Genomic DNA, 15,013 nt, shown 5'->3' with positions numbered 1-15,013 from the left:
CTTGAATCTCCCTGTAGCTCCGGCGTAATTCCCATATTGTAAATTCTATAACAAATGCCAGCCCGCTATCGCGAAATGCATCCCTCACTTGTGCTCCGGATGGCCGACGACGAATATCAAGTTCCTGTAACCGGGGGAATTTCTCAAAAATATCACCGGATATGATGGATAACTATATATGCTTCCGGAATCCCCGCACTTGTTCATCCCCGTAACCCAATTGCTCATAGAGTCGATGCGCTTCACTTCGCTGTCCGCCCGATACCACAATAATGTAAGAACAGTCCCGCCGCACTGCGGCCTGTTCGATTTCCAACATCAATGCTCGTGCAATGCCCCGTCTGCGGAATGACTCCGATACGATCACATTCTCGATGACCATAAATGGGCGGCAGCTGCCGACAAGATCCTGACAGACGATTCCCATAAGGGAACCCGCCAGCACATTCTGTTCAAAAGCGCCGAGCAGGATGTAGCTGCCAGTCCGCTCTATGGCTTCAAAGCTTGTCCGCAGTTTGACATCATCTGTAGAAGTTCCCATCAGCTCTTCATACAGCCTGCCTAACCCGGGAAGGTCCTCCTTGCTTATGTCCCGGATTTCGATCATGGCTGAAGTTCCTTCGTCATGGATGGGTCAAAAAAATCATACAGCTCACTCACCGTCTTGAGACAGTAAGTCGGACGGATTGCTTCCATCTCGTCAACGCTGCCATAGCCATATAGCACGCCGATTGAGGTGATACCGTTGTTGTGGGCTCCGATGATATCATGCTTGCGATCGCCGATCATGACAGTCTCTACAGGGACAAGCCCGTTCCGCTCCAGAATAAACCGGATGATCTCGGATTTGTCCGACAACGTCCCGTCAAGACCGCTTCCGACAACCGCCGAGAAGAAGGAATCAATGCCGAAATGCTTCAGAATTCGCTCAGCGAACACCTGCGGCTTGGAAGTGGCGACGATCAATTCCGCTCCATTCTCCGCAAGATGAGCAAGAAGCTCCGGAATGCCGTCATACAGCTCATTTTCAAAAATTCCAGTGTCGGCAAAATACTCCCGGTAATTCTGGACTGCCTCCCACGCCTCTTCCTCTGTGAACCCGTAAAATTCACGGAATGACAATGCGAGCGGCGGACCGATGAACGGCTCAAGCTCATCCAGGTCTTCTACGGTGATGTTCGCTTTGGACAACGCATACTGAACGGACTTGGTAATCCCGATCTTGGGGTCGGTCAGTGTCCCGTCCAGATCAAACAGTATATGACTATACTTCAAGTTCCCGCCCCCCTTCCGGCAGAACGGTATAAATCTCTTGTATAGAATGAATGACTGCATCCGCTCTGGACAAATCCTGATTTCCCGAATTCGGATTCAGAAAGCCTATGCAGCGCATCCCTGCCGCTTTGGCGGCAGTAACACCGTTTCGGGAGTCCTCCAGCACCCAGCAGGATGAAGGGCTCACGCCCAGTTTACTTGCCGTTTCCAGGTAAATATCCGGTGCCGGCTTTCCGGCGGGCACTTCCTCTCCGCTGATGATACATTGGAATACATCTTCCCATCCGAATTTAGCCAAGACTCCTTCAATAAATGAGCGTGGAGAAGAAGAGGCAAGCCCGATCGGTATCGATCGGCTCCGCAAATAGGCCAGCAGACCGGGAATGCCGTCAATCGGCTCCATCGGAGTATCTCTAAGCAGTTCTAGCTTGCGGGTCGACTGGTAATCGATCACTTCCTCCACCGTCTGAGCCAATCCATGCTCCACCTTGATGATGCTCCACATTTCCGGATTCGTCATGCCTACGAATCTCTCCAGATAGTCCTGTTCGGACGCAACTCCCAGAAACTGCAGCACCGCCAAATCAACTTCAAAATGAAGAGGCTCACTGTCCAGGATTACTCCATCCATATCGAAGATAAATGCATCTATCACCTTAACACTCCCGCCTTTCCCAACAGTGAAATGATATGTCTGAAATTATACGAAAGGGCGATCATTCACGAAATGCAATCGGACACACCCCAGCATTTTCCTTAATGCCATTCCTGTAAAAAGACAATCCGCAACAAAGAGGAATAGGGGGACGTTCCTGAGTTCAGCCAGCAGCCGGAGGAAGGAATACTCGGTCATGCTGCCCGCCAGCTTGGTTTCTTCCTAAAAAGCAGCGGCCAGCGATCCCAAATACTCCTTCAGCACGGTGCTCACCTTGCCGAGAGCGTCTGCGCTCGGAGCAAGCTTGCCCGGATACCATGCCGCATCAGCCGCCGAACTGGATTCGAAGGCGGTCGGGTAAGGCTGCACCTCCATCCCCGCATGCTTGAATTCAGTCACCGCCCTTGCCATCTGAAAGCCTGCGGTAACGAGCACCGGATGGCTGAGATTATGCTCTTTCATTAATTCCACCGAATACTCGGCATTCTGCGCGGTGTTCAGCGATCGGTTCTCGATCAGAATATCCTCGGATGCCACCCCGAGCCCAAGCAGCTGCCGGCGGGCAATATCGCCTTCGTTGCCGCTATCCGCATAAACCTTCCCGCCGCTGAACAAGATCGGCAGGCCGCTCTCACGATGCAGCCGGACCGCAGTGATGAGCCGGTTGGCAGCAGATCCGCCCATATTCCCCTCTCCATCGACGTCCGGAGTCCCCGTCACGGCTCCTCCGCCCAGTACAACCAGAACGTCGCCGGATGGCTCCGCAGGCTGCGGGTAGCGGTTCTCCAGCGTGCGCATCAGCGGGTCGGCGACCAGCGGCGTTGAGACCAGATATAAAATCAGGGTTATCGTGATCAGGAACACGGCGGTGCCGCGCTGCCTCTTCCACAGCATCCACAGCGACAACAGCACCAGAAATACGATAAAGATGCCCGGGGGCAATACGAAGCTGTATACAAACTTGATGAAGTAGAGCATGAATACGCCGCCTCCTCTGGCTTGATGAGACTAATGATCTTGCGTGAGCCGTGACCGGATCATCATGACAAGCTGTTCCTTCTCCGCTTCCGGGATTCCTTCCGCCAGCCGTGCGGCAGCTACGGGCAGCAGCCACTCATCGATTGAAGTGCTGTACATTCCCGTGGCTTTCAAATATTGACTTAAATAGACCGACTTAAGCCTGCGTCTGACCAGATTAATGAAGACAGAAGCTGTGCGGGACGTATTCTCCGGCATAGATCCGACGCTTAACAACACCAGGGTCCGCGCTGCATCCCCGGCTGGATGACCGCACATGCCGTTCATCCAGTCAATGGTCCAGCAGCCGTCATTCACGATGACGTTGTCCGGGTGAAAATCCCCGTGGCAGAGCGAAGAGCCCGCCGGCAGCCGGTCCAGATGGAGCCGGACCCTCTGCTTCTCTTCCGGTGTCAGCAGCGGCGCTGCCCCGATATTGTAATCAAGCACAGATTTCTGCGTAACAAGCTCACCACCCTCGCGGGAATGAATCTCCGCGTGCATCCGCGCAAGCGACCTTGCGCTGGAGGAGACGGCCCAAGGCTTCTGAAAGATGATGCCTAGCAGAGTAATTCCCGATATATGCTGATAGACAACTCCGGTGGCTGCATCGATTCGGACACATTCATAGGGTCTTGGAGTACGGATGCCAAGTGAGTAGGCCAGACTGCTCGCGGCCCATTCCCGTCTGACGCCTTCCTGGGGGATTCCCGGCAAATATAACTTGATAACCTTGTCTTCCGCGTATGCATACACCGAGGCGGTCCGACCTTGCCCGAGCAGCTTCAATGCAGAGATATCCAGATCACATTGTTCCAGGCGCTCCATCATGATTTCCTCATTTCTATAGCCGTATATTCCGGCGGCTTCCGATATTGTCATCTCTTGGTTATTTCGATCATAACGGCACAGGTGGCTGTTGACAAGTAATGCCTGGATCGCCGGCCGTTACGGCGTCACCTGACAGCTTAATCTGCCACAGCAGTAATGGGACATCCATGGCCCATCTCTTTAGCCAGGCTTGCTGACTGACAAGATAACGGCAGCAAAGAAGGCAGCCGGAGAGTTTCTCCGGCTGCCTTCTGAATGCCTTATGCCTTCTTTGCCTAAGCTCATAGCGTCTTCATGAACTGATAAATCTTGTCGTTCATGCCCGGAAGGTCTTCGTGCCCGAAATCCGGGAATATTTCGAGCGTGAACGGTGCGGTCATTTTGTTAATGGCCGCGAACTGGGTGGACGGCGGACAAATATTATCCATCAATCCGACGCCAATCAGCAGCTCCGCCTTGATGCGGGGAGCCAGATTCTGAATGTCAATGTAGCCAAGCCGGGTAAAAGTCTCGTCCTCCCGTTTGTGCTGGGGATCGAAATTGCGAAAATAATCACGCAGTTCGCTGTAGGCTCCCGCAGCCAGATCCATTTCCCATACACGCTTGTAATCGCTGAGGAAAGGATAGACAGGAGCCGCCTTCCTGATTCTCGGCTCAAGCGCGGTGCAGGCAATCGTGAGCGCCCCGCCCTGTGACCAGCCAGTAGCCCCTACCCGGTTCTCATCCACTTCGTCAAAGCTCATGACAATGGCAGCCAGCTGCGCGGTATCGAGGAAGATATCCCGCATCAGCAAGCGATCCGCCCGGTCGTCCAGACCGCGGACGAATTGCCCGCTGAAGGTCGTGCCCTTAACACCGCCGGTATCCTCCGACAATCCGGCCTGGCCTCTAACGTCGAGCGCAGCGACGGAGAAGCCGAGCGCCGCATACTGCAGCTTGCCCTGCCAATCCCCTGAGTTCCCCGAGTATCCGTGAAACTGGAGTACGGCCGGGTGCGGCTTGGGAACATTCACCGGGCGGACATATTTCGCATGAACTCTTGCACCGCGTACGCCGGTGAAATAGAGGTCATAGCATTCGGCGAATGGTGCCTGAAACTCCGAAGGGACCAGTTCGACCCGCGGATCGGTCTGCCGCATTTCCTGCAGCGCCGCTTCCCAGTAGGCGTCAAAATCATCAGGACGCGGATTGCGTCCCTTGTAGCTCTTTAATTCATCTAATGGCATATCCAGCATGGGCATCTTATGATCACTCCCGTTGTATAATCGGTTCTCCGGTCTATTGTAACCGATGCAATCCTGGGGTGTTAGTAAGCGATTTCCAAATCTCCGAATTTTCCTCGGATGACATCTGAACCGCCGTTAACTTGAGTGTTCTGCCATGTTGAACAGCGCTTGCGCCGCTTCGGCCCGCGTAACCGCAGCTTCCGGAGCAAACTCGGTATCGGTTCGCCCCTTGATAAGCCCCTGTGCATACGCCGACCGTACAGCGGCATCCGCCCATGCTGCGATCCTGTTCGTATCCTTGAAGGGAACAACCGCCGCACCGGAGGCAACCGGCGACGGAGCAGTACCGCTCAAAAGGGATGCCGCCTTGGTAAGCATCACGGCCATTTCCTGGCGGGTAAGCGTTCCGCCGGGATCGAACACGCCGCCGGATCGCCCGTTAACGAGACCGGCTTCATGCGCAGCACCCACAGCCCCCGCATACCATGAGCCGGATGGCACATCCTTGAACGCCGTGACGCCGGTATCCTCCGGCAGCCGCAGCATGCGGACGAGCATGGCCGAGAACTCCGCGCGCGTCACCTTCCGGCCGGGCTCGAACTGGCCAGCGCCGCTGCCATCCGCAATCCCTCTAGCGGCGAGCGTCCGGATCGCTTCATTCGCCCAGTGAGCGGCTGGCACATCCTTGAACTCATGGCTTACCTTCAGAACAGAGTATACGCTGAAATGGCGAATGGAGGCCGATACCAGGTCTCCCTCCCATTTTGCACCTTGAAACTCGGTCTTGCCGTTATCATCAATGTAATAAATACCCGTAAGACTCCGGTCCCGGGAAGAGTCGCCTCTCAACCGCAATGTCAGCGGAGAGTCAAAAGACTTCACCGGAATGGCCGTCCCCTGTCCGTCGTTCACGCTGAGCGTGAATCCGAAGGTCTGCCCGGCAACCTCAACGGAGCTTGATGCTGTGCCGAACGTGCTTCCCGAGGATAGAAGAGCCGATGCTTCAGCTGGCGAATAAGGCTTCATCTTTAGGGATAAAAAGCTTCCGGAAGCGGACAGCCGCCCCGCCAGCGCCGCAGACACCGCTGACGGAATATCGAGCGAGAAGGACTGCCCGGATATCGCAACAACACGGCCGGATAATAAACTCATCACGTCGGCGGGAATTCGGATCTCAAGAGCGTCTGCCGGGAAAGGCAATGTCGCTTGAGACGATCCTGCGCCGCCTTTCACCATTTCCGGTGTAATAACAACCGGCGTCCCTCCCGCTGCCGGTGAGCCCGCACCGGTCTGCGCGGATGAGGATGAGCCTGAAGTTGCCCCCTGGCTTGAGCCCGTGCCTGAAGATGTGTCTGTTCCACTACCCGTGCCTGTGTCTGTTCCAGAGCCCGTACCGGTGCCTGGGCCATTATCTGTGCCAGTGCCTGAACCGCCTGTGCCACTTCCCGCATCCTGACTTTGGCTGATCAAAATGGAAGCATCAACCGTCTGCTCCAGCTTGACGCTCTTCAGCTTGCTGTCAATGAGCGTAATGCCGGACAGCCGCACAAGCGCCGCACCGGAGCCTGCCGCCTGGAAGGTGACAGTAAGCAGCCCATGCGAGCCGTCCGTTCCGGACGTCTGATCGCCTACCTTCGTGAACGCATAGGTCAGCTTGCCGTCCGATACGCTGACCGGAAGTCCGTAACCGGCCGACTCCAGATCATAGGCCACGCTTTTATACGTCAGCTTCTGCGGATCATAGGCCAGCGTCAGCTCGTAGGCATACAGATCCGCCAAGTTGTCTCCCTTCACCGTTACGCTGACCTGCCCGCCTGCCTGAGCCGTGTCCGGCGCCTCAAGCGACAGGGCAGGGGCAGGGACCGGGGCGGCGCTTGCCGCCTCCGTAACCGGAATCAGCAGCAGAACCGCCGCAAGCAGGATGGACATGAAGCGGAGAAGCCTGTTGTTTCTCACCTTGTGTTCCCCTCTCTGCGATCCGCTTTAGAATTTACCCGGAATTATCTTGGCTGTTGCCGCAAGGTCTGCGATATTGATGATATTGTCCTTATTGGCGTCCAGCGGCTTATACAGGTACCAGTCACTGTCCGAGGAAGTCTTGCCATAGCCCTTGGATACGCTGGCCAAATCTTTGATTGTTACCGGAACGCCAAGCGTTTCGAGGGTATAGGCGGAATCCAGATAAGTCTGCACCGCCGCCGTCAGCGCTGCAATCGCGCTGTTCACATCGCCTTGCGATGCTTCCGCATTATTGTATACCTGCTTCGCTGCCGCTATAGCCCCCTGGAAGGCATTGCGGCTCTCGGTTCCATATCCGCCAAGGAAAGCGCCTGTCTTGGTGGCATTGTACTTCTCCTCGGCCGAGTTGATGCCAGTCAACAGCGCGGCCTTGTCTGCAACGGCCGCTACGGTGATGGATGCCGAGGCACCGGCCGATGCCGTAATATCGTCGCCGTCCGAGACCGAAACGTTGACGGCCGTTACCGTCGCCGCTCCACTGGAGGCGCCTTCCTTCACTTTAAATCGAAGATCAAGCAGCGATGGAGTAGCGGATACGGTCCCGGTTGTCGAAGCCAGAACGAGGTATACCGAGCTGCCATCCTCACTGGCCTTCTGCTGGACAACCTCCAGCCCGGACACGAGAGAATCCGCTCCCAGGAATTCCAGACGAGAAGGATCGAACCGGAGCGTCATTTCCTCTGTAAGAAACGGCTTCTCAAGATTGCTGAGTCCGAAGTTCAGACCGAACTCATCTCCCGGAGCCTTGGTGATGCCACCGCCCGTCAGGGATGCCGAAGGCTGAGATGCTTTTACAAGCTCAAAATCGTCGAAATATCCCCATCCCTGAGCCGGTGCTTCAACATCAAACCCGACAGTAATCTGGCCGTTCGTCACATGGATGTTCTCAACCGAATACTGCTTCCAGACATTCCAGCCGGTATTGACGGCATCCGTTCCCAGCGCGTCTCCGCCGAAGCCTTCCGCCAACAGTCTCAGCTTCGTTTCGCCGCCGCCGCCCGAGGACCAGGCGCGAAGCGTATATACCCCGTTCTCAAGGCCGGTGATGGTCTGGGACACTTTATATGCGTAATTCGAGGCATACCAGTAGTTAAAGGCGTTGTTGCCGGTATGGGCATTCGCCGCGTTCTTTTCCACTTTTCCCGCAGCAGTGCCGGTAACGGTCCAGTTCGTCATTCCGTCCTCAAAGCCCGGATTCAGCACGACATTCTGATTCGCGAGCACCTTTATTTCGATGGAAGCTTCTTCTTCCAGACCGCTCACTTTTCCTTTGAGTGTGAACGTTCCGGGTGTATTCAGACTGTCTGCCGGAATGCTGTCCCAGACTACAGACGCCGTTGTAATCGAGCCATCGTTGTAGAGAACATCCGCCGTCTGGGGAAGCTCCGGCTGCGCTCCTTTGACAATAGTGATTCCGGCGGAAGGGTACACCTTGATTGGAAGCGTATCCAGACTTCCGGGCTCGTATTGGAAAGCGTCCAGCGAATCCAGCGCGTTGCCCTCAAAGTCAAACATCGCCTGGTTCTCCCAGCCGTTAACATCGCCGGATTTCCAGCCTACTCCGGAGAGCCATGCCGGCTCCCAGTAGAATACGCCTAAGCCTTTTCCGTCCGTTACATGCGCCACCGTGTTCATCACCGCTTCGGTTACCAGCTTCTGGTTCGCCACGGATGCCGGGAAGCCGGCAGTATCGGTCTCTTTTTGACCGGCAATATTGCCTCCGGCATTATCCGCATCGTCAAGGGTAAAAGGATACGCCGTTTCGGCAACAACGACTTCTTTGCCATAGCGGGTAGCCATATCGTCCATGTTCGTCTTCAGCTGCTGCAAAGTGCCGTGCCAGTACGGATAGTACGACATGCCGATCACGTCATAATCGAGATTATTGGCCTTGGCCTTATCGAAGAAGCTCCGGAACTTCGCGTTATTGCCGCCCTCGGCCAGATGGAGCATAATCTTGACGCTGTGCCCGTCCGGAGTCGTGTCCCGCACCGCCTTAATGCCTTCATTCAGCAGCGCAGCGAGATTGGTGAAATTGCCGACCGCCCCATCCGGGAGAAGGATGCCGCTGTTAATTTCATTTCCGACCTGCACCATATCCGGGTAAGCGCCGACCTGATCCAGCTCCGTCAGCACCTCGCTGGTGTATGTATACACGGCTGTCTTCAGCGATTCAAAATCCAGATTGGCCCATGCGGCCGGTTTGACCTGCTTGCCCGGGTCGGCCCAGAAGTCCGAGTAGTGAAAATCGACGAGCAGCTTGAAGCCGGCCGCCTTGATCCGGGGCGCGAGTTCGAGCAGCTTCTCCTTGTTGTTGAAGCCATCCGATTCGGTCGGGTTGTTCCATACCCGCAGCCGGACGTAGTTCACGCCGTGCTCTTTAAGAACGGTAAGCAGATCCTTCTCCTGCCCGTTCTCATAATATTTGATGCCTTGGGCTTCCAAAGCCTGAAGCGTGGAAATGTCCACCCCTTTAATAAAAGTGCCGGGATCGGACAATGCCGATGCGGCGGCCGCTTCGTTCTGCGGAAAGCTCATCCCCCACCCCGTAAGCGCTACTATAATAATCAAAGCCATAATGCCCAGTTTACGAAACCTGATGCTGATCCAATCTGATCTCATGAATCGTCCCCCTTTCGTTATCGCTTCCAATTATAAGATTAAGCGCTTACACTAAACATGGAGCGAAACAACGAATCCTAATACCTTTGCTACAATCTGCGGTATAGGTTGAGTGTTCATGAAGTCAAGCTACCCCGAATTGCCAATGCCCGAAACGGCTGGTATCCTTAGCAGCGGGGGTGAACGGAGCTGACTTTTGTGAACTTAACCAATTGGACCGGTGCCGGGCGGGCACATTCTTCTCTAACCTCCCGCCTATGCCTGTGCACCCGTCACTTGCCGGGAATACAGATGGCGGGATGCGTTGCCTGGAGTCCGCTCGTTTTTTGCCCGAAAAATGCAGTTTTGTTCATGAATCTTGGATATCTTCACTACCGGAATTTCGGAATCATCTTTTATAATAAATTTGGAATACAGTCGCTTCGTCCCGGAGCAAGCCAACTATACACAGGGGGAGATTTCCATGACAACGAACGATATGCGAAGCAGAGGGAACTTGTACGCCAAACTGCTCATGACGATCACTTCCTGCATATCGTTAACGCTACTCATCACGACCATTTTGTATTATACCTACTACACCCGCATAGAGAAGACAGACGCCTTTCGCGCCGACCTGGATAATCTGACGCAAACAAGCAGGGAAGTCATCGGCCTGACTGAAAACGCGCAATCGCTTTCATTTCAGCTGTACCGCAACAGCACCATTTCCAAGCTGCTTTTTTACAATGAACCGAATATTTACGACGTTACGGCAGCCATGTCCGAACTGAATAATTACCTGTCTTCCATTCCATATATAGACTCCATCTATGTCTACAATCCGAAGAACGCGGTCTATTACGTTGCCTCCAGAGACAATCAGAACGGGGTCATCGCTGAACAGGAGCTGACGGACAAAGGTATTGTGAACCTGCTGACCAATTATGAAATGATCAAGCCCTTTACTCCGATTCCCCGAACCTATCTCGGGGGCGTGGACGGCAAGACCGAGACTTCGGTATATTCCTTTCTGTGCTTTGACGCCGTCAATTGGAACCGGACGCTCAATTCAGCTGTCGTCGTCAATATATCCGCTTCCTGGATCAACCGGGAATTCGCCGGTCCCAAGAGCCGGGGCGTTACTTATCTGCTGGACGATCAGGCACGTTTCCTGTCCGGAACGACGCTGAAGGCGGAGAGTCTCACGCCTGAAGAGCGGCGGTGGATCGATAAGCGGATCAGCGGCAGCGCGGAGAGCTACTTCGTCGGCAGCTTCAGAGGCCGAAGCTCTCTGATCTCCTACACGTCACCGGATACGCTGGGCTGGCAGTATGTCCGTATCACTCCTTACTCCTGGATCACCCGGCAGACCGTTACCATCCGCAACATGACACTGCTGATCTCTGCCCTGATCCTGCTGGCGGGCCTGCTGGTCTCCCGCATGCTGTCCAAGCGGCTGTACATGCCGATCGGCCGGATTGTAGACGAAATCAATGTGCTGGCTACGGAAAAAAGAGACAATATGTACGCGCTCCGCCAGAACGCCCTGCGCGAGCTGGTGCTGGAATCCAAGCCCTCTGAGGCCGCATGCCGGCCGGAGAAGCTCCGGCATCTGGGCGTTGGGCTCGATCTGAACGAACCGTGCCGGCTCGTCCTGCTCCGAATCGACCGGTTCCGCGAACTGAAGGAGACGAGGGGGCTTAGTGTCCGCCCTTATAAATTTGCCATCATGAACATCGCTTCCGAAATCGCCGGAACAGACGGGCGGATCGAAACGGTGGATTTGAATGACGACAGCGTGCTCTTGTTGATAAACGAGCCCCTCGAAGGCTCGTCCGATAACCCGGACGGTGAAATGGAGAGCCTGCTGACCCAAATCCGGCAGGCCTGCCTCGAATATTTGAAGATCAGCATTACCTCCGCTTACAGCCCCGCCGGAAGCGGAGTCACTCATTTGAATCAGCAGTACAAGGACATCTGCGAGGCGTCGCAGCATCGTCTGTTCGAAGGTCCTGGCAGTGTGATCAGCTCGGCTCGAATGATGGAACAGCATCAGAAGGACTTCGCCTACACCTATCCTTCCGAGCTTGAGAAGAAACTTGTGGAAGCGCTTGCCGGCGGCAAAGCAGCCGAGGCCGGCCAATATTTCTCCGACATTCTGGAGGGCACGCGCGATTTCTCGTTCCGGGTCATTCAGCTCGCCGCTTCCCGTCTGACCGTTACGGTCAAATCCGCCATCGACAACATCCGTCGGAGCGGACTGCTGCCCCTCGAAGAGATCCAGCCGCTCCCTTCCCTGAGCGATTGCGAGACCGCCGGGGAGCTATCGGACGCCTATCTGCGGCTGTTCGAAGAAATCGGCGGACAGCTGGCCGATAAGCGGAGCTCGAAGCAGCATGAGCTGGTCCGCCAAATCAATAGCAAAATAAACGCTTCCTTCATGGACCCGAACCTAAGCCTGAACCAGATTGCGGATGAACTCGGCATGTCTCCGATTTACATTAGCCGGGTGTACAAACAGCAGACGCTCTCCGCCATTATGGATGTCGTCATGGAGAAACGCATGCAGGAGGTCGAGCGGCTGCTGAAGGACACCGATTACTCGGTTTCAGCCATCGCAGAGCAGACCGGCTTCACCAGCAGTTCCTACCTGCACCGGATGTTCAAACGGCATTTCAGTGTCACGCCGATCGAGTACCGCAAATCAGCTAAATAACTTTCTCTGGCGAATAGGCTTGGATTCCGGGTAAATCCTGAATCTGATGAAGGGCACTATACTGAAGCCGGGGCCTCCTGACGGCAGTTCTGAAAGCCGGCAGGAGACTCCATGCTGCGAAGCCGCTTGCGGCCGCGCCAGCGCCGCAGGACGAGCACGCCTCTCAGTGTCTCGTCAGCGATCATGCACCAGTAGATGCCCTTCAGCCCCCAGCCGGCCATGATTCCGAGAAGATAGGCGCAGCCCACGCTGATCAGGAACATGGAGACCACGGATATATACATCGTGAACCGGGTATCGCCGATTGCATTCAGCGCATTCCCCATTGCCATGTTCAGCATTTTGGCAGGCTGCAATAGCAGGTTCATGGCCAGCAGCGACACCCCCAGCGAGATGATGACGGGATCATGCGTAAAAATGCCGAGCAGATGGCGGCCGGACAGAAAGAGAACGGCCATATTGGCGGTAACGATCGCAAGCCCGATGAAGAGAGTACGGAACGCTCCGGCATATGCATCCTCCGTCCTGCCCGCGCCGTACAGATGGGCGGTCCGGATCTGTCCCGCCAGCGCAACGGCATACCCGAGAGCGAAGCAGTACGACTCCAGCGTGTTCAAATATGTGCGCGCCGCCAGCGCTTCCGCGCCCAGACGGGCGAGGAAGGAATAGATGATCAGCTGTGAGAACACCCAGCTGGAGGAATTGACGCCAAGCGGCCAGGCAATGCCCAGAATTTCCCGGAACAGCCGGATGCTGAAGGCGGCGAAATCCTTGACCTTCACCCGCATCTCGAACGATCGGCTGAACATAAAGTAGAGCACGGCGGTTCCGAACAGTCTGCTGACCAGATTGGAAATCGCAATCCCCGCAAGCCCCATTTGGGGCAGGCCGAAGGCGCCGAAGATGAATCCGTAATTCAAGGCGATATGAATAACATTGACCGCAATGCCCGTGTACATCGGCCCCCGGGTGTTGCCTGTATTCCGGATGGCCGTTCCAAGTGCGACGCTCATGCCCACCAGAAATAATCCGCCGCCGACATAGGCGATGTAAATATCGGAGAGCGGCTGAAGCTCGGGCGAGATGCTGAGCATCACTCCGATCGGGCTGGCGAAGCAGAAGAGCAGAATGCTGACGGCTATGCCGAGACCCGCGCTGATGGAGACGCCGAGGATGGCAATCGAGCGGGCTTCTGTGGTGCGCCCCGATCCGATGCGCTGCGCGATCAGTATCCCGGCGCCTCCCGCGAACGTAGTGAACAGCGTGGTTAACGCGCCAAAAAGCTGATTCGAAATACCGACGACCGCGACGGCGTCGTCTGAAATGCGGCTGACCATTAACGTATCGACTGTACCAAGCAGCGTCTGCAGAAACAGCTCCAGAAAAATGGGCCAGGCCAGCATCCACAGGCCGAAGCCATTTTGTTGTTTTTTCACTATACAAACTTCCCTTCCGGCATTATCCTGTAGACAGCAGTACCCGGTCTTTCACAGTGATAATTGATAGTTAATTATGATCCGTGTTCAACATTATAGTGGATTTCATCGTTTATTTAGTTCAGATTGCCAACCTGATCTTTCATTATTCCAACCTGATCAAGGAGTGCGGCCATAATGATCCTGCACCTTGCGGCCCCGCCGCTTCCCTACTATATCGCCAGCGGCACCCATCGGTTCACGCCGGGCCAAAGCCACTTGAACCGTCAGCATATTCATATTTTTGATCTGCTGTATGTCCGCAGCGGTTGCCTGTACATGGGCGAAGAAGAACGCCGGTATGAGGTCCGGGAGGGCCAGGCGCTGATCCTCCTGCCGGACCGGCATCATTTCGGCTCCAGGGGCTGTACCGAAGCGACCCTCTATGACTGGCTTCACTTCTCGACATCCGGCCCGTGGGGCGTCCGCGAGACAGGCGGTTCTGAGGCCAGGCATCCGGAGGCCAGGCATTCGGAAGGCAGGGATTCGGAGACTAAACATTCGGAGACCAAACATTCGGAGACCAGGCATTTGGAAGTCGGGCATCTGGAAGCTGGGGATCTGGTAAGCAGCCTTCAGGGATCAAGCGGCAAAGACCCTGCTCTCCGGGATTTCGAGGCGAATCCGTTTCTTCTTCGTCTGCCCCAGTACACCACCCTTCCCCGGCCCGCCCGTATGGAAGAATTGCTGGACCAATTGACCAAGCTCGCACCGGAAGGACATTTAAGCGGGACGCCGCTTCGCCAGCAGATTCTGTTCCAGGAAATTCTCAGCCTGCTCGGCGGCTCGCTTGAAGCCGGACGCTTCTCGCCCCAGACCCAGTGCGCCGAGCTCGCCGCTTCCTTCCTGAGAGGGCATTACCGTGAAGAGATCACCGCGTCGAGGCTCGGAGAAAGCCTCAATTTCCACCCGGTCTATATCGCCCGGTGCATGAATAAGGCCTACGGCTGCTCGCCAATGGAGTACCTGCTGCGCTACCGGATTGAGCAGAGCAAGCTCCTGCTGATGCAGACCGGATACTCCGTTGCCCGAATCGCCGAAGAGGTTGGATTCAGGAGCGCCCCTTACTTCAGCGCCACCTTCTGCAAGCTGGAAGGCGTCTCCCCGAGACAGTTCCGCCGCCAGTTCTCGTAGAGCGCTCTTCGCGCCTACTTCATCCTTAAAATGCAAAACCGGGTTGCTCCATTACGGAGCA

Annotated in this window: 11 protein-coding genes; 2 read left to right on the top strand and 9 right to left on the bottom strand. The window is 55.5% G+C overall.

What is annotated here, in order from left to right; translation table 11 throughout:
- Positions 1-172: 172 nt before the first annotated feature.
- The 8 genes from KIH86_RS12010 to KIH86_RS11975 form a co-directional block, all read right to left on the bottom strand.
- Positions 173-607: a GNAT family N-acetyltransferase gene (locus tag KIH86_RS12010; protein ID WP_223086188.1), complete on the bottom strand. Its 435-nt coding sequence runs from the start codon at positions 605-607 to the stop codon at positions 173-175.
- Positions 604-1,275 (bottom strand): HAD family hydrolase, encoded by a 672-nt coding sequence (locus KIH86_RS12005; protein ID WP_235775386.1) that lies wholly within the window; start codon positions 1,273-1,275, stop codon positions 604-606. Before KIH86_RS12005 ends, KIH86_RS12010 begins: the two co-directional genes overlap by 4 nt.
- Positions 1,265-1,930, bottom strand: coding sequence for an HAD family hydrolase (locus tag KIH86_RS12000; RefSeq protein WP_223086186.1), 666 nt, complete (start codon positions 1,928-1,930; stop codon positions 1,265-1,267). Before KIH86_RS12000 ends, KIH86_RS12005 begins: the two co-directional genes overlap by 11 nt.
- A gap of 222 nt (positions 1,931-2,152) precedes the next feature.
- Positions 2,153-2,908, bottom strand: coding sequence for a YdcF family protein (locus KIH86_RS11995; RefSeq protein ID WP_223086185.1), 756 nt, complete (start codon positions 2,906-2,908; stop codon positions 2,153-2,155).
- A 30-nt stretch (positions 2,909-2,938) separates the two neighbouring features.
- A complete protein-coding gene (locus tag KIH86_RS11990) occupies positions 2,939-3,829 on the bottom strand; it encodes a phosphotransferase family protein (protein WP_235775385.1) in 891 nt (296 codons plus the stop codon).
- 230 nt (positions 3,830-4,059) lie between these two features.
- The gene (locus KIH86_RS11985; protein WP_223086184.1) at positions 4,060-5,019 is read right to left on the bottom strand and encodes an acetylxylan esterase; all 960 of its coding nucleotides are present in this window, start codon (positions 5,017-5,019) and stop codon (positions 4,060-4,062) included.
- A gap of 120 nt (positions 5,020-5,139) precedes the next feature.
- The gene (locus KIH86_RS11980; protein ID WP_223086183.1) at positions 5,140-6,960 is read right to left on the bottom strand and encodes an S-layer homology domain-containing protein; all 1,821 of its coding nucleotides are present in this window, start codon (positions 6,958-6,960) and stop codon (positions 5,140-5,142) included.
- A 27-nt stretch (positions 6,961-6,987) separates the two neighbouring features.
- The gene (locus KIH86_RS11975) at positions 6,988-9,645 is read right to left on the bottom strand and encodes a glycosyl hydrolase 53 family protein (RefSeq protein WP_223086182.1); all 2,658 of its coding nucleotides are present in this window, start codon (positions 9,643-9,645) and stop codon (positions 6,988-6,990) included.
- A gap of 463 nt (positions 9,646-10,108) precedes the next feature.
- Here KIH86_RS11975 and KIH86_RS11970 point away from each other — a divergent pair, with 463 nt between their 5' ends.
- A complete protein-coding gene (locus tag KIH86_RS11970) occupies positions 10,109-12,343 on the top strand; it encodes an AraC family transcriptional regulator (RefSeq protein WP_223086181.1) in 2,235 nt (744 codons plus the stop codon).
- A 56-nt stretch (positions 12,344-12,399) separates the two neighbouring features.
- Here the strand turns inward: KIH86_RS11970 and KIH86_RS11965 are convergent, their stop codons facing one another.
- On the bottom strand, positions 12,400-13,782 hold the full coding sequence (locus KIH86_RS11965; RefSeq protein WP_235775390.1) for an MATE family efflux transporter: 1,383 nt from the start codon (positions 13,780-13,782) through the stop codon (positions 12,400-12,402).
- A 174-nt stretch (positions 13,783-13,956) separates the two neighbouring features.
- On the opposite strand from KIH86_RS11965, the gene KIH86_RS11960 reads away from it, so the two are divergent.
- On the top strand, positions 13,957-14,952 hold the full coding sequence (locus KIH86_RS11960) for a helix-turn-helix transcriptional regulator (RefSeq protein ID WP_235775384.1): 996 nt from the start codon (positions 13,957-13,959) through the stop codon (positions 14,950-14,952).
- Positions 14,953-15,013 lie beyond the last annotated feature (61 nt).

The organism is Paenibacillus sinensis, from assembly GCF_019904155.1.
Classification (GTDB): Bacteria; Bacillota; Bacilli; order Paenibacillales; family Paenibacillaceae; genus Paenibacillus_AQ; species Paenibacillus_AQ sinensis.
Note: the sequence above shows the minus strand (reverse complement) of the source record. Positions and strands in the feature narration are given on the sequence as shown.